We start from the raw sequence: 21,074 nt of genomic DNA on the forward strand, positions 1-21,074 counted from the left end.
GGTGGTTGATTGTATTTTTCTACATCGGTATGAAATTATCTTGGCAGGTCATTACCAATAAAGTTATTTGGATTGGCTTTCGGGATATTTGACCCCCATTTTGCATTAATCGCCTCAATAAAATGATTAGCCACAAATGCGTGTGCTCTTGCATTTGGATGTACACCATCCAAAGAGAAACCACCTGAAGGAGGAACAACTGATGCAGTCAATGCTACACCTCCAGAAGAAACCTGACCTTGAAGAACCTTATTAAGTAAATCATTTACATCAACAAGAACCAATCTTTCATTATTCCCCTGTACAGCAGCAGTAATAATTGAATTGAAGGCAGTAATTTTTTGATTGATTTCTGCCTGTTCCTGAGGAGTCAAAACATATTGGTCTTCTACAGGAAAACTTATTCCCCTTAAAAGAGCTGGGTTTCCTCCTACACTCTGACCTAACACTTGCGCTAATGGTAATGTAGCTCTATCAGACGATTTACTCATTCTTAATGAAGGTAATCCCAAGGCACTTAAGTTTGTCAATGATTCGTCTGACATTACAAACGCATTTTGTCCAGCTTTAAATTGAACTCTTCTCAATTGTTCTTCTTCAGCTGTAATTAATCCTGCATTTTTTGCAACTGCCAAGCCACCATTATATTGTGCATAACCTGCATTTGCTTGATCAGCTTGAGCTTGCGATAACGGCAAAGCATTCCATGGCACTAAAGTGAAATAAGGCAAAACTGCTAGGCTAGGCACATTGGCAACAGCTCCTTTTGCTTGTGGATTTGCTTGAAGTAGTGCCCCTAATGCAGCTGATAAGCGCTGTTGAAAATCTGAGTTAGAAGTTAAAATTGCTGGGTTTGAAGCACCTCCAGTAGCATACCCTAACACATCGTTACTTCCTAACCAAAATGTAAAGAAAGTACCACCATTTGCTAGAGCAGCAGAAGCATCACCTATAACTGTAGAGGTTCCAGGATTAGAAGCAAATCGTTCATAAAGTCTATTATATGCTGGGTTTTGAGGAGAAGCAGGACCTCCTGTTTGTGGAATAAGGGCTGTCAGTAGAGTTATTCCTGGTACTCCAAAATTATTCAAATTAGATTTATTCCCTGTGAAATTAGAAGGAAGATCTCCTTGACCGATTGGAGCGGGACTGGCTGCTCCTGTTTGAGGATTAACCCTTAAAATGAGTCTTCCAAGAGGACCTTGAGGCCCCATTTGAAAGAAGCCATTCTCTGAATTAATGGAAGGAACGTTAAATTCTCCGCCTCCTACAGTCTTTGCCTGCTCGGCAAATATTACTGCAAATGAATTTGCTTGACCCCTATTATACAAAGCACCATCCATGTAACCTGCTGTCAAAGAGTTTCCAACAGATATTATTTTAGAGAAATCTGCCGATCCTGCAGTAGGTTCATTTAACTGTGGTTCAGGAAAATCATAAGTACAGGCTGCAAGGGCGCCAAATACTAGTAAGAATATTGATTTATTAATATATTTCATGTTAGCAAATTATCAGTTCAATAATTCATCAAATGTGATTGAAACGTAGTAAATCGCTCCAATAGTTGGACCTCCAAAATTTTGGAAATAACGATTATTGAAAAGATTCGAACCGCCGATTTTGATAATGGATTTCAAATCTTTCACTTTATAGCTGATTTGTCCGTCAAATGTGTGAATTTCAGGTACATTTCCTTGCGCAAAGGTCGACTCCCATCTGAAACTACTTTGATATCTGTAAGTTATTCCAAAACCAATCTTATCTGTTACCTTTCTGTTAGCGAAAGTGATATTGGTTTTATGTTCAGGAGTATTAAAATCATTTAGGAAATCATCACTGATATCGGATATCAATCTATTAAAGTTATAATTGCCTCCCAAAGTAAAGTTTTTAGGTAAGTTGTAAGTCAACCCTAAAGCAGCTCCATGAGCTCTAACTTCTTGGCCTACGATATTAGTGTAGGTCTGGAATGTGTTTTCTTGTCCAGGAGTAGTAATAGGTGTTAGAAGAGTAGGTGCATTGATCGCATTTAATGCTCCTTGGTCTGTATCTGGCATTGCACCAGGGAATACAGGACCTGGAGCTTTTCTAACAGCAGTTTGAGAAATAAAGTCATTGTAGATGTTGTAGTAATAAGCAAAATCTACAAGTAATTTATTATTACTTAACAAACTCTTGTAACCTATTTCTATTGACTGTACACGCTCAGGTCTCAATTCTGGAATCAAATCTGGGGTAGCTCTTTCTAACAATCCGGTTGCTCTAGGGTCTACTGGAGATAAACCTGATCCCACGGCAGCAACATACTTATTTACAGAATTCAAGGTATATGCATTCTCATAGATATTGTATTTCTCTCTATAAAAAGGCAAACCCCCTATTAATCTAGCAGAAACTACATTCAAATCAATATGTTGTCCTTGCGTGGTAGGGTTACGGAATCCAGTTTGATAAGATAGTCTGAAATTATTGTTTCCTTGCGAAAATACACCTGATATTCTTGGACTAAGCTGTCCTTGGAAGTTTTCATTTTTATCATATCGCAAGGAACCAGTTAGTTTCAATTTATCCTGAATTACCTTTTTAGATGCTTGAGCAAAAGCTCCAACTTCTTGAATTGTGATATCATTTCCTTCAACATCTGCGAAAATGGTGCCGTTAGATCTCAAATCATAAACTCTGTAAGAGCCGCCAACCTGCAAATCCATAAATTCAATTTCATTATTGAAATTATATTGACCTTCTACCATATTCATCCTAGACTGGTCATTGAATAGAGAGCCATTAGGGATTACATTACCTCTAACACCTGTTTTTGCTGCTTCAAATTCGGGAGTACCGGGCATGAACCTTCCTTGATCAGCTGCACCTCTCGCAAACTGATGAGCAATAGCCTGTTGTGCTGAAGTACCTAGTTGCCCAGGTGTTACTCCCTGTCCGAATAAACTTTGTAAGTATGCACCAGCATATTGGCCAAACCAATCCGTATTTGACTTCCAGATCCCATTGATAGCGACACCAGTTAAATCAGCAATATAGGAATCACCAGAGTTTTCTATGGTGGTATATGCTCTCAAGAAATAATTAGCTCCCTTCAATTCTAGTTTATGCTGAATAATGGAGAAATTAGCTAAAGAATATCGCTGTGCTCCAGTATACACTGAGGTGCCTGCTCCATAGTTCATTGTGTATGAAAGCTCAGAACGATCATTGATCCTGTAGTGTAAAGCTCCGTTTAGTTTTAGGTTTTTAGCATTATAGTCAACCAAAAACCGCTCATCATAACCAGTTCTTGATACAATTTGATCTGGCAAAGAGTTAACACCTGCTCCAAATGCTTGCTGTAAGGCTCCAACATTTCTTAAAAGTCCGATATTATTGGATACCTCATCTCCGAAAACATGTACTCTATTTGATCCAGGATTAAAGCTAAGGTCGCCTTGATTTGCTTCTCCTAAGTCAGTCTGATCAGTACCATACCAGTCGAGAGCTTGCATGTAAGAAGCATTTAATTTAAAAGCAAACTTATTATTAAAAGCCTTCGCGTATCTAATTGATCCTTCGTACATAGGCTGAGGACTCGTTGGCTCTCCAGCTCTTCCTCCAAAATGATTCACACCTTGCTTATAAAAAGCACTTAATCCTTGATACTCAAATGGGCTTTTGCTATTAACTAACAAAATACCATTAAAAGCATTAGGACCATAAAGTGCTGATGCTGCTCCAGGAATAAATTCGACACTCTCCACGTCAAGCTCTGAAGGACCATTTAAATTTCCAATTGGAAAATTTAAGGCAGGAGCTTGAGTGTCCATTCCATCAGTCAACTGAACAAACCTTGTATTACCTGTCGAATTAAAACCACGGGCATTGATGATTTGGAAATTAATAGAAGAACTAGTTACATCAACACCCTTTAGGTTTCCTATTGCTTTATAATATGTATCAGAGGGAGTATCTCTTACAGCCAAGATGTCCATTTTTTCTATAGAAACCGGGGACTGTAAAATATTTTCCTCAACTCTTGACGCAGAAACAACAACCTCTTGACCAAGCATAGTCTGTTCTGATAATGCAACTTTAAGGTTAGAAGTATTTGCATTAGTGATTTCCATTTCCATTGAAACATATCCCACCATGGAGAATATTAAGGTAAAAGGTGGAGCTTGATTGACGTTCAGGGAAAATTTTCCTGATAGATCAGTAATGGTTCCGATTACCTTTCCTTTAACTAGGATGTTTACACCTACCAAAGTTTCATTAGTATCTGCATCAGTTACAGTACCCGAAATTGTGGTTTGTGCAAACACTGTCCCTAGGCCTAGGGAAACTAATAAAGCCAAGGTTGCAAAGGCTCCGTAGATTTTGCGTGTAAAATTGCTCATAGGCTATTTTGGTGTTTAAGTGAATAGTATACACAGAGATGGGTGAGTCTGCATATTTTGTCGAAAATTAAGGTAAAAACTGAATAAACAATGGGTTCAATTAAAAAATCATTTTCCGCCATAAATGGAAAATATATACCTCCTATGGAAACTCAGACTCTATTTATGAAAATCCTGAAAAATAAGATTCTTTTAATTATTAAAATTTAAGTCAAAGCATATAAATATTAAAAATTCCTAAAAAAAAATATAGGACATGTGGTAGTAAAAAAAAAAGCCTGATCAAATCAGGCTATCATTTTTTTTAGCTGCTCTTGGCATTTTCTTCATTCACATGCTTCACCAGCCTATCGCATAATTCTTTCATTTCTTCAGACATATATTCGTCTCCTGTACTGGTCAGAATGGTTTGGGCCATTCCTCTTATGATATCAATATAAAATCGCTTCATCTCAGCTACGGACATTTCCTCCGTCCAAAGATCAATTCGGAGTGTACTGTGATTCAAATTATCCCAAACATTCAAACTGATACTCTTGGTAGACTCTGCACCTTCCCCTTCTTTATCAGAAGCATCCCAGATTATATCTTTTGGAATGTTAGAATCGTCTAAATTGATTTGAAATTTAATATCTGACTTTTTCATTTTTTAAGATTTTGAAGGAAACCATAGCTATCGAACTCAGGTTCCCAGAACTTCATATTTTTAGAAAACCATTTCTGGTATTTCGCCTTCCACAATTAATTTACCTTCTGTTTTTTCCTGAATTTCTTCCACGCTCACACCGGGAGCTCTTTCCTTAAGAACAAAGCCACCCTTTGGGCTAACTTCTAATACAGCTAAATCTGTGACTATTTTTTTCACGCACTTGATACCTGTGATTGGAAGAGAACACTCTTTCAATAATTTAGAAGCGCCATCTCTGGAGCAGTGCTGCATTGCAACAATGATATTTTCAGCAGAAGCAACCAGATCCATTGCGCCCCCCATTCCTTTAACCATTTTTCCAGGAATTTTCCAATTGGCGATATCTCCGTTTTCTGAAACTTCCATAGCTCCCAATATTGTCAGATGCACATGACCACCTCTTATCATCGCGAAAGACTCTGCAGAATTGAAAAGCACAGATCCTTTTACCATGGTAATGGTTTGCTTACCGGCGTTAATTAAATCAGGGTCAATTTTATCTTCAGTAGGGAAGGGGCCTATTCCTAAAAGACCATTTTCGGATTGCAGCACAACCTCCAATTCATCAGGAATATAGTTTGCCACAAGGGTTGGAATGCCTATACCTAGATTGATATACTGTCCGTTTTTTACCTCTTTGGCTATTCTTTGGGCTATCTGTTCTTTGCTTAGCATGATTTCAATGGGTTTATATCAAGATTTGGCCTGAGATACTGTGCGCTGCTCTATTCTTTTCTCATAGTTCTTACCTTCAAAAATCCGCTGCACATAAATTCCCGGTGTGTGGATTTCATTTGGATTCAATTCACCCGCCGGAACTAATTCTTCTACCTCTGCTATACAGATTTTTCCTGCCGCTGCCATCATAGGGTTGAAGTTTCTGGCGGTTCCTTTGAAAATCAAATTACCGGCAGTATCTCCTTTCCAAGCTTTTACCAAAGAAAAATCAGCCCGAAGCCATCTTTCCATTAAATATAGTTTCCCATCAAATTCTCTGATTTCTTTTCCTTCGGCTACCTCTGTTCCAACTCCTGCCGGAGTAAAAAAGGCGGGAATGCCAGCTCCACCAGCACGAACTCTCTCTGCTATAGTACCTTGAGGAATCAAATCTACTTCCAGCTCTCCGCTCAATAATTGTCGCTCAAACTCTGCATTTTCACCCACATAACTGGAAATCATCTTCTTGACCATTTTCTTCTTCAAAAGAAGTCCAATACCAAAGTCATCAACCCCAGCATTATTGGAGACTATCGTCAAGTCTTTAATGTCTCTTTCTAATAAGGCTGAAATGCAATTCTCAGGTATTCCACTCAATCCAAAGCCTCCCATCATCAGGAAAGCTCCGCTGGGAATATCGGCAACTGCCTCTTTAGCGTCTTTTACGGTTTTATTGATCATTATATTGGGTTTATAGTATTGATTTTGCCTGCTGCTGATCTTTGAGCAGCTGCTCTTTTAATGCATCTAAGTTCTCAAATTTTTGCTCCTCTCTCAAATAGGCCTTTAGATAGATGGTCAGCTGTTTATCATACAGGTCTCCCTGAAAATCAAAAAGGTGAGCCTCAACTGTTTTTTTGTTTCCATCCACTGTTGGTCTATTACCGATGTTCAGCATAGATTTATAAATACTTCCGTTGACAGAAGTCTCTACTGCATAAACGCCATCTTTTGGAATGAGTTTATAATCATTTGGGATATGAATATTGGCAGTGGGAAATCCGATGGATCTTCCAATCTGCTGGCCCTTTATCACCAAGCCATTTAATTCATAAGACCGGCCCAAATAGGAATTGGCGGTTTCTATGTCTCCTGACTCTAGTGCCTTTCTGATTTTGGTGCTGGAAACTCCAATTTCATCCACATCTTGCCTGGAGATCTCTTCTAGCTCGAAGCCAAATTCAGCGCTGTTTTGTTTCAAATACTCAAAGGAGCCCTCTCTATTTTTACCAAATCTATGATCATAGCCAATTACCAGCTTTCTGGTTTGAATTTTTTCTACCAATACTTGATCAATAAATTCTCTGGAACTCAGCTGGGAAAACTCTTTGGTAAAAGGTATAGTCACCAAATGGTCTATGCCAAATTGTCTTAGAAGTTTTGCCTTTTCTTCAAATGTACTCAGTAGTCTCAATTTGTGCTCCTGAGGATAAAGGACTAATCTAGGATGAGGCCAAAAAGTGATCATCACCGTTTCTCCTCCAATGGAGCGGGCAATTTCCCGTATTCTTTGTAATATTTTCTGATGCCCTAAATGCACCCCGTCAAAAGTGCCACTGGTCACAACCGGATTAGTAACCGGTAAAAATTCATTTAGACCTTCATAAATTTTCATTCGCTTTCCGGGCTTTGATTTCTTCTATTAAAGGTAAAAGCTCTTTTGCTTGCGAAAGTTTCAAATCACCAATACGGGTTCTGCAAAGTGAACTCATATAAGCACCGACTTCCAAAATTTCGCCAAGATCTCTAGCTAAGCTTCGGATATAGGTTCCTTTTGAGCAAGAAATTCTAAACTTAACTTTCCGATCCTGATAGCTTAAAATTTCAAATTCCCGAACTTCCACTGGTCTAGGTTCCATTTTAACTTCCAAACCTTTTCGGGCCGACTCGTACACCCGTTTTCCATCAACTTTGATAGCTGAATGCATAGGAGGGATTTGGAGTATATTACCTGTCAACTCAGCTGCAGCTCTTTTTACGTCTTCTAATTTTATTTCAGAAGCATCAGCCACAAATTCAACAGGCTTTTCCAGATCAAAGGATTCTGTGGTTTCCCCTAATATAAAGGTGCCTTCGTATTCCTTTTCTTGCCCCATGAAGCCTTCTATTTGCTTAGTCATTTTCCCAGCACAAACAATCAATAAGCCTGTAGCTAGAGGGTCTAATGTTCCGGCATGTCCCACTTTCTTAATTTTCAGTGCATTTCGCACTTTTTTCACCACATCAAAGGAGGTCCATTCGAGCGGCTTATTGATTAAGAAAACTTCGCCGTAGGGTACTTCTTGCATAAGTTATACTGAATATAAATTCAGCTGTTTTTCTCGGTTTTGGCCAAAATGGCATAAAATTGAAAAATAAAACCAGCTAAGGTAATGATTGGTCCAACGGTTAAACCTAGAACACCATTACCATGAGGCTCTGGATCCAAACCGATTAAAATAAAACCCAAAGCGATCATCCCGATCCCAATGAACATCAGTTTGTAATTCTTTTTCGAAAAAGGAAAAGATGCTTTGCTCATATCAATATAATTCGTCTAAAGTCATATTTAAATACTTATTTACTGCCCGCAAGGTACTTAATACAGAAAGAATTCCGCCTACTACTATCAATATTCCAAATAGGATCAACATCAATTCCTGATTTTGTAGTAAGGCAAACCCCTCAATGGCTGATTTAGCATAGGTGATTAAGGCAAAAAGGATCAAGGAGGCAAAAGCACCTGCAAGCATTCCAAATATCCATGATCTTAGTAGGAATGGTTTTCTAATAAACCCTCTAGTAGCTCCTACCAACTGCATAGATCGAATCAAAAATCGCTGTGAGAAAAGTGCCAACCTGATTGTATTATTAATCAACATGATCACAGTGATCACCAAGATCAAGATAAAAGCTCCCATCACGATGCTAACTTTCAAGAGGTTTTTATTGATAGAATCCACCAAATCAGTCATATAGGAAACTTCGAAGACACCTGAAACGCCCTCTAACTCTTTACTGATTTCATTGATTTGTTCGCTCGTCTGAAACTCCTCGGCAATGGAAAGCACAAAACTATCTCTCAATGGATTATCCTCGAGAAATTTGGTAAAATCTTCACCGGTACTTTCAATAAAAGCTGCTGCCGCCTCTTCATCAGAAATAAATCTCAAACCAAGTGTATCTGCCTTTCTCAAAATAAAAGGCCTGCTGGACAGATTTTTTCGAATAGCTGAAATTTCATCATCATTCAGATTTTTATCCAAAAAGACCTGAATCTCCACATTTTCGCGGATCATGCTGGAAAGAGATTTGGCTTGGATGAGGATCGCGCCAAATAAACCAACTATAAATAAGGAAAGGGTAGTGCTAAAAAGTACACTTCCAAATTTGAAATGCCCTAAGGTTTTTTTCTTTCTTGGATAATTTGCCATGGAGTTTTTATAATTCACATCAAAGCTAACCATCCCCAAGGATTTTGCCAATTTGTTTTAAGAAAGCAATGGAATCACTTTTTCTGAGGTAATTCCATAAACTTTAGCTTCTTTTCCCGGCTTGATCAAAGCCAATCCTGTGAAGCTTCCAAAAGCAGGCAAAATCAACTGATTGTTTTCCAAATAAAAGCAGGACAATCTGAGGGATTGCCTCCCCATTCCTCGGAGCCTAATCCCGGGATGAATATGCCCACAAAGATTCAAATATCCTTCGGAAAAATCCTCTAAAGGTTCATGACTTAAAATTAAATTTTCTAAAAATACAGGTTGTTTGTGAATGGCTATGGGACAATTTTTATAAAAAGATGGGGGAAGAATATCATGATTCCCCTGAACCAAATGAAAGTTAATGGCTGGATAAGTTTCCAAAAAGTCCATTAATATGTCCCATTGGCCATTCCAGTCGCTGTGAAATAGATCCCCCAAAAAATAAACAGAAGAGGGAGAGAACTCATCAAATAGAAGACTTAGAGTTTCTAAATCAACCTTGTGTATTGGCTCAGGAATAGGAATACCTGACTTTCTGAAATGAGCGGCTTTTCCAAAATGTACGTCAGAAATAAAAAAAGTTCTTGTATTTTGATGGTATACAACCTTTTCTTTCATCAAAAATAATGTTGTACCATTATGATCTAATCTTACCTGTCTCAAATCCTTTTCTCCCATTTTCAATTAACAGTTCAAATCTAAATCGATTAAAATTTTAAAAACAGAGTTTTTATGAAATCACGACAATTAGCTTCTTTATTATTCACTTTTTTTTTAATTGCTTCCTTTTCTTCATTCGGACAAAGTAGAGATGAAATCCTGGGCACTTGGTATAATACTGAGAAAACAGCCAAAGTAGATATCATGGAAAAAGATGGTTCATTTTTAGGAAAAATATCTTGGCTAAAAGAGCCTATAAAAAATGGTCAGCCTGCAAAGGATGTGGAAAATGATGATAAAAAACTCCAGCAAAGGCCTTTGATGGGCTTAACAATCTTGGAAGGTTTATCTTACGAGGACGGAATTTGGAAGGGAGGAAAGATTTATGACCCAAAATCAGGGAATACCTATTCTTGCGAAATCAGGATGAAATCAAAAGATGTTTTAGAGGTGAAAGGATACATGGGCTTTTCTTGGATTGATAGAACCGTGGAGTGGACTAGACTAAAAGAATTAAATCAAAAGAAGTAGAGTCGAGGATCCCTCGACTCCTCGTTCAATATAAAGTCGCAATTTCTGTCAGGTTGAGCGGAATCGAAGCCCTACTTAGCAATATTCCTGAGAATTATCCTTTGGTCTAGCTATCAATGACAGATTCTGATTCCTGTCAGGCTGAGCGGAGTCGAAGCCTAATTTTTCTCCAAGTAGAAAGACTGAAGCAAATAACTCAATTGATCAAACTCAATCAAAAAAGCATCATGGCCGGCTGTTGATTGAATTTCCTTATAGGTCCCGCGTTTAACATGTTTGGAGATAAACTGGGATTCTTCCGGTAAAAACAGCAAATCACTATTTACCCCAACAGTCAAAACCCTTGCTTCGATTTTTTGCAAAGCGGATTCCAAACCTCCTCTGCCTCTCCCCAAGTCTTGACTATCCATACTCTTGGAAAGAACCCAATAGGACAAAGCGTTAAATCTTTTAGCTAGTTTTTGACCTTGATAGCGGAGGTAAGAAGAGGCTTTAAAGTGATCTAGTCTGTGATCATTATCCAATTGCTTTTTCTGCAAATCAGAGGGATGCCTATAACTCAGCATTGCAATCGCACGAGCCGTTTCCAGACCTTTGAGACCTGCAAATTCACTTTTTTCTCCCCAGGTACAGTCTGATTCTATAGCCATTCTTTGAGTTTCATTAAATCCGATCACCCAAGGAGAAGATTTGGCTGTAGAAGCCAAAACTACTAAGTTTTCAAGCTTATTTCCTAAAGAATAAGCCCATTCCAAAGCTACCTGTCCTCCCAAGGAACCACCGATTAAGGTGTGAATTTTTTCAAGCTTGAGATGACTTCTAAGCCTTTCCAGAGAATTAGCTAAATCTCTTGGAGTAATGTGAGGAAACTCATAATAATAGGGTTCTCTGCTTTGTGGGTTGATGCTTAAGGGATTGGTTGAACCGTAATTTGAACCCAATAAGTTGGCGCAGATTATGAAATGGTCTGAAGGATCAAAGAATTTATCTTCCCCGATAAGCCCACTCCACCAATCAGTCACATTGGAGTCTCCTGTTAATGCATGAACCACCCAGACTACATTAGATTTGTCTGAATTCAAATTGCCGTAGGTTGTGTAAGCAAGCTCAAACTCCGAAAGATATTCCCCTGACTCTAAAGCCAGGGGTTTGGTAGACTGAAATAATTCCAAAGACATGGTAATCGATGCGTATTGACTAGTAAGGTTCATTTTTTAATTAAATCGAATCAAAGGCTTGTTGAAGGTCCGACTTGATATCTTCGATGTGCTCTATTCCCAATGAGATTCTCAACAGGGTAGGAGTAACTCCCGCAGCTTTTTGTTCCTCCTCAGAAAGTTGCTGATGCGTAGTGGCTGAAGGTTGGATTATTAAGGTCTTTGCATCACCTACATTCGCTAGGTGAGAGATCAATTTCAGAGAATTGATTACAGCAGATGTCTGCTCTTTATTTCCTTTAATTTCAAAGCTCAAAACACCTCCATAGCCATTTTTCAGATATTTCTTTGCTAGCTGATGATAGGGAGAAGATTCAAGACCGGGGTAATTTACTTTCTGAACTTTTGGGTGAGATTCAAGCCATTTTGCCAATGCTAGAGCATTATCTACAGTTCTTTGTACTCTCAGGGAAAGTGTCTCCAAACCTTGTAATAACAAGAATGAATTAAATGGGCTTAATGCCGGTCCGAAATCCCGGAGGCCTTCTACTCTTGCCCTAATGGCAAATGCTATATTGGGAAGTCCCAGTGGATTATTTTCTCCAAATACTTCCCAGAAATTCAATCCATGATAACCTTCTGATGGCTCGGAGAATTGAGGAAACTTGCCATTCCCCCAGTTATAGTTGCCAGCATCCACAATGATTCCTCCAATGGAGGTTCCATGCCCACCAATCCATTTGGTAGCAGAGGAAGTAACCACATTGGCGCCGTGAGCAATTGGATTAAATAAATAACCTCCAGCTCCGAAAGTATTATCTACTATTAGAGGGATATCATGTTTTTTGGCAACTGCCGCGATTGCATCAAAATCAGGAATATTAAATTCAGGATTACCAATTGTTTCCAAGTAAATTGCCTTGGTCTTTTGATCTATTAGTTTTTCAAAAGCCTCAGGGTTATCTCCTTTTGCAAATCTTGCTTCTATCCCAATTCTTTTGAAAGCAACTTTAAATTGATTGTAAGTTCCACCATATAAGAAAGAAGTCGAAACGAAGTTTTCACCTGCCTGCAGAATATTATTCAATGCAAGAAATTGTGCTGCCTGGCCTGATGCAGTAGCTACAGCTGCAACACCACCTTCCAGAGCTGCCAATCTTTTTTCAAAAACATCGGTGGTAGGATTCATAATCCTGGTGTAGATGTTTCCAAATTCTTTCAACCCAAATAGATTGGCTCCATGCTCTGCGGAATTGAAGGTGTATGAGGTGGTTTGATAAATAGGGACGGCCCTTGCATTCGTTGAAGGGTCAGGTTCTTGTCCAGCATGAAGCTGAAGGGTCTCAAATCTGTAAGTAGACATAAGTAATAGGGTTTAAAGGGTTTTAAATAAAAACTGTAATCCAGGATTAGGCAAAGCAGAATCCTTAAAGCATAAATGCTCTGAAAGAAAAAAGGGAAGTAACCTGAAGTAGGGGGGAATATCCTTTAATCATATTGCAGAGAATTTATAGTTCCAATTGAGACCTTCTCAATCGGCAGGAATTGGCACCTTTCCGACGTTACGGAAGGTTGCCAGAGGGTCATAGAGCCTGTCTCTTACCTCTTCTTTATAAATCCTAGCACCTTAAAAAGTGAAAGGATGATGCAAATAAAAATGAAGAATCTCAGAATTCAAAGAGATTCCTCAATTCGAATCAAATTAATGTAAGTGTTTCAATTGATCTTGATTGTAACGGAAAATAGGATTAATGTTTTCAAAATCAGGTTTAATATTGATTAACTCCTTCACCAATCCATCCTTTAACCCATAGGCCCAACCATGAATCTCAGGTGCCTTCCTTTCCATCCATGCTCTTTGTACGATGGAGGTTTTAATCAAATCTTGGCATTGTTCGATTACATTGTATTCAACCAACTTATTTACTTTTTCACTATGGTCCTCAATGGAATCAAGTTCTTCTTGATTATTGAAATAGACTTCCTTTATATTTCTCAACCACTTATTGATCAATCCAAGGTGAAAATTTGAAATTGCCGCTTCCACACCTCCGCATCCATAATGTCCGCATACAATGATGTGTTCCACCTGAAGGACCTCAACGGCATATTGAAGAACTGAAAGCAAATTTAGATCAGTGTGCACTACCATATTGGCAATATTTCTATGCACGAAAATTTCTCCAGGGTCTGTTCCCGTGATTTCATTGGCAGGAACTCGGCTGTCAGAGCATCCAATCCATAGGAACTTGGGCCTTTGCTGAGTAGCATTTCTTGAAAAGTATTCATGATCCAACTCTGTCTTTTCTTCGGACCAAGCTTTATTTTGTAATAAGAGTTTCTCGTACTGGTTCATGATTCTTTCAATTTATAATTAAATCCTTCAATGGTAATGGTGATATTTTTATCAGTAGAAGTCTCAATGAAATCATTTAAAACCTCCTGTATATCATGATCTATAAATCTGGCCCTTGTAGCATTTAAGACGACATCACTTCCATTTGGAATTTCAGCCAAATGCCTCATCAAAGGGGCTTTATTCAGAAATGAAACGTCCTTTTGCAGCTTAACCAAATACATTCCATCCAATTCAGTCACTGAAACTGACTTTTGATAATTGGTTCGAATAACGAAAAAGATTCCAAATATCATCCCAATCCCGATGCCTATTAGCAAATCGGTAAAGAGGATGGCACTGATGGTGACCATAAATGGAATAAACTGATTCATGCCTTTTTCATACTCGTGAACAAAGACTGATGGCTTTGCCAGTTTATATCCAACAAAGAAAAGTACAGCAGCCAAACAGCTTAAGGGTATCAAATTAAGTAATTCGGCGATACCAATGACTAATACTAGCAAAAGTATCCCATGGCAAATGGCAGAAAGCTTTGTTTTAGCCCCTGAGGTAATATTGGCAGTAGTACGTACAATCACAGCTGTCACAGGAAGACCACCTATTAATCCTGAAAGGGTATTACCTGCACCTTGTGCAACAAGCTCTCGGGAAGAAGGGGAAAGCCTTTTTTGTGGGTCCATTTTATCACCTGCCTCCAAGCTTAAAAGAGTTTCTATACTAGCGATCACAGCTACTGTTACTGCTATAAGCCAGAAATCAAGTGAGCCTATCATTCCAAAATCAGGAAAGGTGACCAAACTACTCAAATCTGAAAGTTGATCTACATCCGGTATAGATACTAAGTGCTCTTCATCTAATTTCCATGATGGCCTAATTATTCCATATAACTGATTGATTAAAATCCCTGCTATTACAGCCCACAAGGCTCCAGGTACTAAACCGAAAATTTTATGGTTTTTGATCTTAGGCTTCTCAAAAAAGATAATTAGTCCCAAAGCAACTAGAACAATTGGAATCGCTCCGGGACTGAAATATTGTATGGCATACCAGATTTCTGAAAATGTATTTTGCTCATCCATTTGACGAAAAGCAAGATCTCCCATTAAATCTTTGTCCCAGCCTAATGCATGTGGAATTTGCTTTAGGATCAAAATTAAGCCAATAGCGGTTAGCATTCCTTTGATTACTGAGTGGGGAAAATAATATCCTAAAACTCCAGCCTTTAAAAATCCCAAAATCAGCTGGATTAACCCTGCCATTACTACTGCTGCAAGAAAAAGTTCGAAGGTACCCAAAGATGAAATTGCATCTAAAACGATCACAGTCAATCCTGCTGCGGGACCACTGACACTGACATGAGATCCAGACAATGAACCCACCACAATACCTCCAATAATTCCGGCAATCAAACCAGACATAGGGGGGGCTCCACTGGCTACAGCTATACCTAAACATAAGGGTAATGCAACCAGAAAGACGACCAAACTGGCTTTTAAATCAGCGGAAAGGGTGGAACCAAAATAATTGGTTTTCATGGTGATGGGTTTGTCTAAAGTTTATAAATTTTCTTTATAACAAAAATAAATTTTACTAAAAAAAGAAAAACCCTAACAAATATTCTGTCACACTACGACAAAAGTTTCTTGTATGCTTCGTCTATTTTTTCAAAGTTAAATTGTGCTACTGCTTTTTCATTTTTCTCTTGAATCTCGGTCAGATTCAAATTCCCGATACTCCCTTCATGAACATGATTTAGTGAGTTTTGATCAGGGCTAAAATCTCCTTTTTCTATATCCAAGCCTACTTTTTTATAAGCATCTCTGAAAGGCATTCCTTTCAACACTAAATCATTGACTACCTCTACAGAAAACAAATGCTTATAGAATTCATCTTTCAAAATTCCTGATTGAACTTTAATGGACTTCAGCATGAAGGTAGTCATTTCCAGACAGGATTGAAGTGAAGCTATTGCAGGAAAAATCTCCTCTTTTAATAGCTGTAAATCCCGATGATAACCGGTGGTAGAGTTGGTCAGTAGGAGGGAAACAGTATTGGGAACGGCCTGAATTTGATTGGTTTTAGCGCGAATGAGTTCAAAAACATCCGGGTTCTTTTTATGGGGCATGATACTGGATCCTGTTGTCAAATCATCCGGAAAGGAAATAAAACCAAAATGCTGATTCATAAAAATACACACATCATCAGCCATGCGGTTTAAAGTTCCTGCCATACCTGCCATAGCAAAGGCTAAGGTTCTTTCAGTTTTTCCGCGACTGTTTTGAGCATTGATCACATTGTGATGAAGGTCCGCAAATCCCAATAGCTCTGAAGTCATAGTTCGGTCTAAGGGAAAACTCGAACCATAACCTGCTGCAGAGCCTAAAGGGTTTTTATTGCACAGATCAAATGCTGCTTTCATCAAACTCAAGTCCTCACTGATACCTTCAGCAAATGAACTAAACCATAAACCAAAGCTGGAAGGCATAGCCAGTTGCGTATGAGTGTAGCCAGGCATTAAATCGGATTGATGCTTTTTAGAAAGGGAAAGTAAAAGCTCAGATAATTCAGCGCTCGCCTCGACCAAATCCCGGATAGCAGCCCTATAGTATAGTTTCAAATCCACCAAAACCTGATCGTTTCGGCTTCTCCCTGAATGTAGCTTTTTTCCTACATCACCATAGCGCTCAGTCAATAAAAATTCTACCTGAGAATGAACATCTTCAACTCCGGCTTCAATTTTGAATTTACCTTTCTCGATCTCAAAATATATTTCTTTAAGTCCCTGCTGAAGCGTGGTATTTTCTTCCTCAGTCAAAAGTCCAATTTTCTGGAGCATAGCAGCGTGTGCCATAGATCCCAAAACATCAAAAGGAGCGAGGATACTATCAAATTCAGGATCTCTTCCAATGGTAAAGGATTCTACTTCTTTTTTGCTTCCAGTGGCTTTTTGCCAAATTTTCATGTGCTTATGGTTTGATGTATTTGTCAATCAATTTTAAATAAATTTCCAATTATGCCCATACGATTAAGGATTGGAAAGATGTTTCAATGATTAGTTCAGTTTGACAAATTGGATGTTTTTAATTCTGCGTATTTTTCTAAAATCAGGATATAATCCAAGATTCCCTTTTCAATCTCTTGTATGTAAATAAATTCATCAGCGGTGTGAGATCTAGCAGAATCCCCAGGTCCAATTTTGATGGAAGGATAGGGGATTAAGGCCTGATCTGAAAGCGTTGGGCTGCCGTAGGTGTCCATACCTAGTTTGATTCCAACTGTCAGTATGGGATGTTTTTGAGGAACCTTAGAGCTTTGAAGTCGGAGAGATCTAGGCTTGAGTTCTGCATTGAGATTCTCCTTTAATTCTTCCAATGCCTCTTCTAAAGTATAAGCATCAGTAACTCTCACATCGAGTGTATATTCGCAAGTATCGGGGACAACATTATGCTGTGTACCGGAATGAATGATAGTTGCTGAGACTTTAGACTTACCAAGAAATTTGGAAGTTCTTTTGAACCTGAAGTCCCTGATTTTCTGCAAATCATTGACCGCTAAATAAATAGCATTGATACCTTCTTCTCTTGCTGCATGTCCTGATTTCCCTTTCACAGTTGCATCAATTACCATCAGGCCCTTTTCGGCAATTGCCATTTTCATCAATGTTGGTTCACCGACTATAGCCAATTCAGCTTCTGGTAAGATAGGGACTAGAGATTCTATTCCATTTTTACCTGAAATCTCTTCTTCTGCAGATGCTATCAATAGAATATTAAATGGCATCTCTTTTCCCACAAAATGAAGAAAGCAGGCAATTATGCTTACTAAAGGCCCTCCCGCATCATTTGATCCTAAGCCAAAAAGTTTACCATCTTCAATAATGGGAGAAAATGGATCCTTGGTATATCCTGCGTTTGGTCTAACAGTATCGTGGTGGGAATTAAGCCAAATAGTGGGTTTATCAGGATCAAACCCATTGGCATAAGCCATTATGTTGTTATACTTTCTTTCAAATTCTATTTCCTTTTTGATGAAAAAGCGGCTAAGCAATGTAGCAGTATCTTCCTCTTGCTTGCTATAGGAAGGTGTAGCTATTAAATCTTTTAGCAACTGAATGCAATCCTGAACGATGCTATCCTGAATTTCCATTAAAAAAGATCGTATTTATGGCTTTCTATGATTGTTCCTGAAAGTTTGCCTTTAGTGGAAAGCAATAAATTCTCCGCCTTTCCAATCCAAACATGATGTACTCCTTTATGAAGTGCTGCAAAGGCATTGTCCAGTTTGGGAATCATTCCGGAATGGATGACATTTTCTTGCTTGAGTTCAGCATATATGTCTTCATTGATTCTGGGGATAATTGATGATTCGTTCTTCTCGTCAATCAAAACACCGCTTTTGTTAAAGCAAAAATAAAGCTTGACCTCATGGTCTTTTGCAAGACTGGTTGCCAAAGCGGAAGCTATGCTATCAGCATTGGTATTGAGCAATTGCCCTTTCCGATCATGGGTAATTGCATTCAGCACAGGAACTAGACCTCCATTCAATAGGTGCTTTATCAAATCTGTATCAACTTCTTCAATATCACCTACATATCCATAATCAATTCCTTTAACAGGTCTCTTTTTGGAACGGATAATATTGCCATCTGCTCCACTCATTCCAATGCCATTGACATGTCGAGCCTGAAGTTTTGCTACAATATTTTTATTGATGAGTCCGGCATAAACCATCGTGACCACATCGAGTGTATCCTTGTCTGTAATCCTTCTTCCATCCACCATTTCAGGCATCACACCCAGAGACTCTCCGAACCTAGAAGCCATAATTCCTCCACCATGAACCAGGATTTTATGGCCAGGAAATTTGGCAAACTGCCCCAAAAACTCATCGAGCTTTTCCGGAAAATCGATTACATTTCCACCGATTTTTATTACACTGATTTTCATAGGTTTGAGTATATACTATCCTAATATATGGCTTATCACTGATTGAGCAGCATAAATTCTATTTTCTGCCTGCTTTTGAACCAAAGATCTTTTGCCATCCAAAATCTCATCAGAAAGTTCCAAGTTCCGTCTTACTGGCAAACAATGCATCACCTTGGCATCAGGTGCATTTCTCAAATGCTTTTCCGTTAGCATCCATTTAGGATCTGTGGAAAGGATTTTCCCATAATCATTGAAGGAAGACCAGTTTTTAACGTACACAAAGTCTGCATTTTCCAATGCTTTGGCCTGATCATGCTCAATTTTCGCTCCTTTAGTAAAAACTGGGTCAAGTTCGTATCCCTCAGGATGGGTGATAGTTAAATCATGGCCCATACCCAAAGTCCATTCAGCAAAACTATTTGCTACCGCATGAGGAATAGCTTTAATATGGGGCGCCCAGGTTAATACAACCTTTGGCTTTTTTATATTTTTTAAATTTTCCTGAATAGTGATCTGATCTGCTAAACTCTGTAAAGGATGCCTAATCGCTGACTCCAGACTGATAACAGGCTTACCTGAATATTTCACAAACTGCCCAAAGGCGAAGTCATTGATATCTTCTTCTCTATTGGTCAAGGTAGGAAAAGCCCTGATTGCCAATATATCAAAATAGGAACCCAAGACTCCTGCAGCATCTTTGATATGCTCGACAGTACCTTTATTCATGATAGCACCTTCCTTCATTTCCAATGCCCAGCCTTCCTTATCCATATTTAGGACTATGGGTTCCATTCCGAGGTTTTGGGCTGCCAGTTGAGTTGATACTCGAGTTCTTAAAGAAGGATTCAAAAAAATACATCCGATCCTTTTTCCAGTTCCTTTAGAAATATCTTTTCTGGGATCAGCTTTGTAGGATAAGGCTGATTCAATCAGTTTGGATCCCAGTTCTTTGGATTCAAATTTGGTGAAGTGATTTAATGCAGAATTCATTGAAAAAGGTTAATTACTTAGGATTTCTTTAATTGCGACTATAAACGAATTTAACTGATTCCATTCAATGGACAAGGGTGGTAGAAGACGAATAGTCTGTTTATTTGCAGCAGAACCAGTAAAAATTTTGTATTTAGATACTAATTCAGAACGAACAGGTCCTGCATCTCTATCCAAATCAATTCCAATCATCAAGCCTTTTCCCCTGACTTCCTGAATCTGTGGGATGGCTTTTAGCTCTTCTATCAATTTGTCACCTAGCTCCAAGGCTTTGTTTTGCAATCCCTCTTTTTCAATAACTTCCAAAACAGCTAATCCAGCAGCACAGGCTAAATGATTCCCTCCAAAAGTGGTTCCTAGCAAGCCATAACTGGATTTGAATTCAGGGGAAATAAGCAAGCCTCCAATAGGAAATCCATTTCCCATTCCCTTAGCCATGGTAATCAAATCAGGCATCAATCCCTCTACCCACTGATGAGCGAAAAAACGACCAGTTCTACTAAACCCAGATTGTACTTCATCCAAAATCAGCTTAGCCCCATAAGCTTTGCAAAGCTTATCCAATCCCTTCAAAAAGGATGAAGAAGGTACTTGAATTCCACCAACGCCCTGAATGCCTTCGATGATTATTCCAGCGATGGATTCTGATTTTAAAAGCTCCTCAGTAGCATCCAAATCCCCAAAAGGAAGAATATGGAAATCGGATCTTTCATTACTGGGAGCAATAATTTTTGGATTATCTGTCAAAGCCACCGCTCCGGAGGTTCTGCCATGGAATGAGCCAGAATAAGCAATAAAACCTGATTTTCCAGTTGCAAAGGAGGCCATTTTGATTGCGTTTTCATTCGCTTCAGCTCCCGAGTTGCACAAGAATAATTGGTACTGGTGCAAGCAAGACAATTCTCCCAACTTAGCTGCATAAGCTTTTTGAATAGGGATCTGAATAGAGTTTGAATAAAATGCAATCTGATTCAATTGATCCTGAATCCTCTTCACATAATGCGGATGGGTATGTCCAATGGAAATTACAGCATGACCACCATACAAATCCAAATATTGATTTCCTTCATCATCCCAAAGTTTTGACCCCTCTGCCTTAGCAATAGTCACTGGAATTAGGGGATATACATCAAATAGATTCATTCTGTTTTTGATTGATTAAAGAGCTTCGAGTAATCTAAGCTTTGTTGGGTCTTTA

At 38.7% G+C, this 21,074-nt stretch carries 20 protein-coding genes and 1 riboswitch; of the genes, 1 reads left to right on the plus strand and 19 read right to left on the minus strand.

Translation table 11 applies throughout. The annotated features are described in order from the left end of the window. Positions 1-35: 35 nt before the first annotated feature. The 10 genes from GYM62_RS06860 to pdeM all read right to left on the minus strand — a co-directional run bounded on the left by GYM62_RS06860 (position 36) and on the right by pdeM (position 9,929). Positions 36-1,499 (minus strand): hypothetical protein, encoded by a 1,464-nt coding sequence (locus GYM62_RS06860; RefSeq protein WP_219958857.1) that lies wholly within the window; start codon positions 1,497-1,499, stop codon positions 36-38. A 12-nt stretch (positions 1,500-1,511) separates the two neighbouring features. After that, positions 1,512-4,385, minus strand: a complete 2,874-nt coding sequence (locus GYM62_RS06865) for a TonB-dependent receptor (protein WP_219958858.1) — start codon at positions 4,383-4,385, stop codon at positions 1,512-1,514. A gap of 304 nt (positions 4,386-4,689) precedes the next feature. Beyond that, positions 4,690-5,031 (minus strand): gliding motility protein GldC, encoded by a 342-nt coding sequence (gene gldC, locus GYM62_RS06870; protein WP_219958859.1) that lies wholly within the window; start codon positions 5,029-5,031, stop codon positions 4,690-4,692. A 60-nt stretch (positions 5,032-5,091) separates the two neighbouring features. Then, the gene (locus GYM62_RS06875) at positions 5,092-5,748 is read right to left on the minus strand and encodes a 3-oxoacid CoA-transferase subunit B (RefSeq protein WP_091650861.1); all 657 of its coding nucleotides are present in this window, start codon (positions 5,746-5,748) and stop codon (positions 5,092-5,094) included. A gap of 18 nt (positions 5,749-5,766) precedes the next feature. Next, a complete protein-coding gene (locus GYM62_RS06880; RefSeq protein ID WP_219958860.1) occupies positions 5,767-6,471 on the minus strand; it encodes a CoA transferase subunit A in 705 nt (234 codons plus the stop codon). A gap of 10 nt (positions 6,472-6,481) precedes the next feature. Beyond that, entirely contained in the window at positions 6,482-7,405 is a 924-nt protein-coding gene (locus GYM62_RS06885) for a bifunctional riboflavin kinase/FAD synthetase (protein ID WP_091650857.1), read from the minus strand. Beyond that, positions 7,392-8,078: a tRNA pseudouridine(55) synthase TruB gene (truB, locus tag GYM62_RS06890; RefSeq protein ID WP_219958861.1), complete on the minus strand. Its 687-nt coding sequence runs from the start codon at positions 8,076-8,078 to the stop codon at positions 7,392-7,394. The genes GYM62_RS06885 and truB overlap by 14 nt, the downstream gene beginning before the upstream one ends. Before the next feature lie 20 nt (positions 8,079-8,098). Next, complete coding sequence (locus GYM62_RS06895) at positions 8,099-8,311, minus strand: DUF3098 domain-containing protein (RefSeq protein WP_091650849.1); 213 nt, start codon at positions 8,309-8,311, stop codon at positions 8,099-8,101. 1 nt (position 8,312) lies between these two features. Next, positions 8,313-9,203 (minus strand): ABC transporter permease, encoded by an 891-nt coding sequence (locus GYM62_RS06900; RefSeq protein WP_219959422.1) that lies wholly within the window; start codon positions 9,201-9,203, stop codon positions 8,313-8,315. A 57-nt stretch (positions 9,204-9,260) separates the two neighbouring features. Further along, on the minus strand, positions 9,261-9,929 hold the full coding sequence (gene pdeM / locus GYM62_RS06905) for a ligase-associated DNA damage response endonuclease PdeM (protein WP_219958862.1): 669 nt from the start codon (positions 9,927-9,929) through the stop codon (positions 9,261-9,263). A 54-nt stretch (positions 9,930-9,983) separates the two neighbouring features. Between pdeM and GYM62_RS06910 the strand changes: the two genes are divergently transcribed. After that, positions 9,984-10,442 carry a DUF2147 domain-containing protein gene (locus GYM62_RS06910; RefSeq protein WP_219958863.1) on the plus strand — a complete coding sequence of 153 codons (459 nt, stop codon included), beginning with the start codon at positions 9,984-9,986 and terminating at the stop codon, positions 10,440-10,442. 158 nt (positions 10,443-10,600) lie between these two features. Here GYM62_RS06910 and metX read toward each other — a convergent pair whose 3' ends face one another. The 9 genes from metX to GYM62_RS06955 form a co-directional block, all read right to left on the minus strand. Beyond that, a complete protein-coding gene (metX, locus tag GYM62_RS06915; protein ID WP_219958864.1) occupies positions 10,601-11,653 on the minus strand; it encodes a homoserine O-acetyltransferase in 1,053 nt (350 codons plus the stop codon). Between the two features lie 7 nt (positions 11,654-11,660). After that, the gene (locus GYM62_RS06920) at positions 11,661-12,962 is read right to left on the minus strand and encodes an O-acetylhomoserine aminocarboxypropyltransferase/cysteine synthase family protein (protein WP_219958865.1); all 1,302 of its coding nucleotides are present in this window, start codon (positions 12,960-12,962) and stop codon (positions 11,661-11,663) included. Between the two features lie 142 nt (positions 12,963-13,104). Continuing rightward, positions 13,105-13,218: riboswitch (SAM riboswitch) on the minus strand. A gap of 83 nt (positions 13,219-13,301) precedes the next feature. Next, positions 13,302-13,955: a carbonate dehydratase gene (gene can / locus GYM62_RS06925; RefSeq protein WP_091650840.1), complete on the minus strand. Its 654-nt coding sequence runs from the start codon at positions 13,953-13,955 to the stop codon at positions 13,302-13,304. After that, entirely contained in the window at positions 13,952-15,493 is a 1,542-nt protein-coding gene (locus GYM62_RS06930; protein ID WP_219958866.1) for a SulP family inorganic anion transporter, read from the minus strand. The genes can and GYM62_RS06930 overlap by 4 nt, the downstream gene beginning before the upstream one ends. Positions 15,494-15,585: 92 nt before the next feature. Further along, positions 15,586-16,920: an argininosuccinate lyase gene (gene argH / locus GYM62_RS06935; protein WP_144604005.1), complete on the minus strand. Its 1,335-nt coding sequence runs from the start codon at positions 16,918-16,920 to the stop codon at positions 15,586-15,588. A gap of 95 nt (positions 16,921-17,015) precedes the next feature. Next, positions 17,016-18,104 (minus strand): M20 family metallo-hydrolase, encoded by a 1,089-nt coding sequence (locus tag GYM62_RS06940; protein WP_219958867.1) that lies wholly within the window; start codon positions 18,102-18,104, stop codon positions 17,016-17,018. Next, entirely contained in the window at positions 18,104-18,904 is an 801-nt protein-coding gene (argB, locus tag GYM62_RS06945; RefSeq protein WP_219958868.1) for an acetylglutamate kinase, read from the minus strand. Before argB ends, GYM62_RS06940 begins: the two co-directional genes overlap by 1 nt. A 15-nt stretch (positions 18,905-18,919) precedes the next feature. Next, positions 18,920-19,876, minus strand: a complete 957-nt coding sequence (locus tag GYM62_RS06950; protein WP_219958869.1) for an acetylornithine carbamoyltransferase — start codon at positions 19,874-19,876, stop codon at positions 18,920-18,922. Positions 19,877-19,885: 9 nt separating this feature from the next. Then, on the minus strand, positions 19,886-21,019 hold the full coding sequence (locus GYM62_RS06955) for an aspartate aminotransferase family protein (protein ID WP_219958870.1): 1,134 nt from the start codon (positions 21,017-21,019) through the stop codon (positions 19,886-19,888). Positions 21,020-21,074 lie beyond the last annotated feature (55 nt).

Origin of the sequence: Algoriphagus sp. NBT04N3, from assembly GCF_019443765.1 — a bacterium.
Lineage (GTDB): Bacteria > Bacteroidota > Bacteroidia > Cytophagales > Cyclobacteriaceae > Algoriphagus > Algoriphagus ornithinivorans.

Excerpts from the sequence above, each read along its gene's own strand:
- GYM62_RS06920 (WP_219958865.1), bottom strand. The coding sequence starts at position 12,962 with ATGTCTACTTACAGATTTGAGACCCTTCAGCTTCATGCTGGACAAGAA.
- GYM62_RS06895 (WP_091650849.1), bottom strand. The coding sequence starts at position 8,311 with ATGAGCAAAGCATCTTTTCCTTTTTCGAAAAAGAATTACAAACTGATG.
- GYM62_RS06930 (WP_219958866.1), bottom strand. The coding sequence starts at position 15,493 with ATGAAAACCAATTATTTTGGTTCCACCCTTTCCGCTGATTTAAAAGCC.
- GYM62_RS06860 (WP_219958857.1), bottom strand. The coding sequence starts at position 1,499 with ATGAAATATATTAATAAATCAATATTCTTACTAGTATTTGGCGCCCTT.
- truB (WP_219958861.1), bottom strand. The coding sequence starts at position 8,078 with ATGCAAGAAGTACCCTACGGCGAAGTTTTCTTAATCAATAAGCCGCTC.
- pdeM (WP_219958862.1), bottom strand. The coding sequence starts at position 9,929 with ATGGGAGAAAAGGATTTGAGACAGGTAAGATTAGATCATAATGGTACA.
- argH (WP_144604005.1), bottom strand. The coding sequence starts at position 16,920 with ATGAAAATTTGGCAAAAAGCCACTGGAAGCAAAAAAGAAGTAGAATCC.
- GYM62_RS06940 (WP_219958867.1), bottom strand. The coding sequence starts at position 18,104 with ATGGAAATTCAGGATAGCATCGTTCAGGATTGCATTCAGTTGCTAAAA.
- GYM62_RS06885 (WP_091650857.1), bottom strand. The coding sequence starts at position 7,405 with ATGAAAATTTATGAAGGTCTAAATGAATTTTTACCGGTTACTAATCCG.
- metX (WP_219958864.1), bottom strand. The coding sequence starts at position 11,653 with ATGAACCTTACTAGTCAATACGCATCGATTACCATGTCTTTGGAATTA.
- GYM62_RS06950 (WP_219958869.1), bottom strand. The coding sequence starts at position 19,876 with ATGAATTCTGCATTAAATCACTTCACCAAATTTGAATCCAAAGAACTG.
- argB (WP_219958868.1), bottom strand. The coding sequence starts at position 18,904 with ATGAAAATCAGTGTAATAAAAATCGGTGGAAATGTAATCGATTTTCCG.
- GYM62_RS06955 (WP_219958870.1), bottom strand. The coding sequence starts at position 21,019 with ATGAATCTATTTGATGTATATCCCCTAATTCCAGTGACTATTGCTAAG.
- GYM62_RS06865 (WP_219958858.1), bottom strand. The coding sequence starts at position 4,385 with ATGAGCAATTTTACACGCAAAATCTACGGAGCCTTTGCAACCTTGGCT.
- GYM62_RS06875 (WP_091650861.1), bottom strand. The coding sequence starts at position 5,748 with ATGCTAAGCAAAGAACAGATAGCCCAAAGAATAGCCAAAGAGGTAAAA.
- can (WP_091650840.1), bottom strand. The coding sequence starts at position 13,955 with ATGAACCAGTACGAGAAACTCTTATTACAAAATAAAGCTTGGTCCGAA.
- GYM62_RS06880 (WP_219958860.1), bottom strand. The coding sequence starts at position 6,471 with ATGATCAATAAAACCGTAAAAGACGCTAAAGAGGCAGTTGCCGATATT.
- gldC (WP_219958859.1), bottom strand. The coding sequence starts at position 5,031 with ATGAAAAAGTCAGATATTAAATTTCAAATCAATTTAGACGATTCTAAC.
- GYM62_RS06900 (WP_219959422.1), bottom strand. The coding sequence starts at position 9,203 with ATGGCAAATTATCCAAGAAAGAAAAAAACCTTAGGGCATTTCAAATTT.
- GYM62_RS06910 (WP_219958863.1), top strand. The coding sequence starts at position 9,984 with ATGAAATCACGACAATTAGCTTCTTTATTATTCACTTTTTTTTTAATT.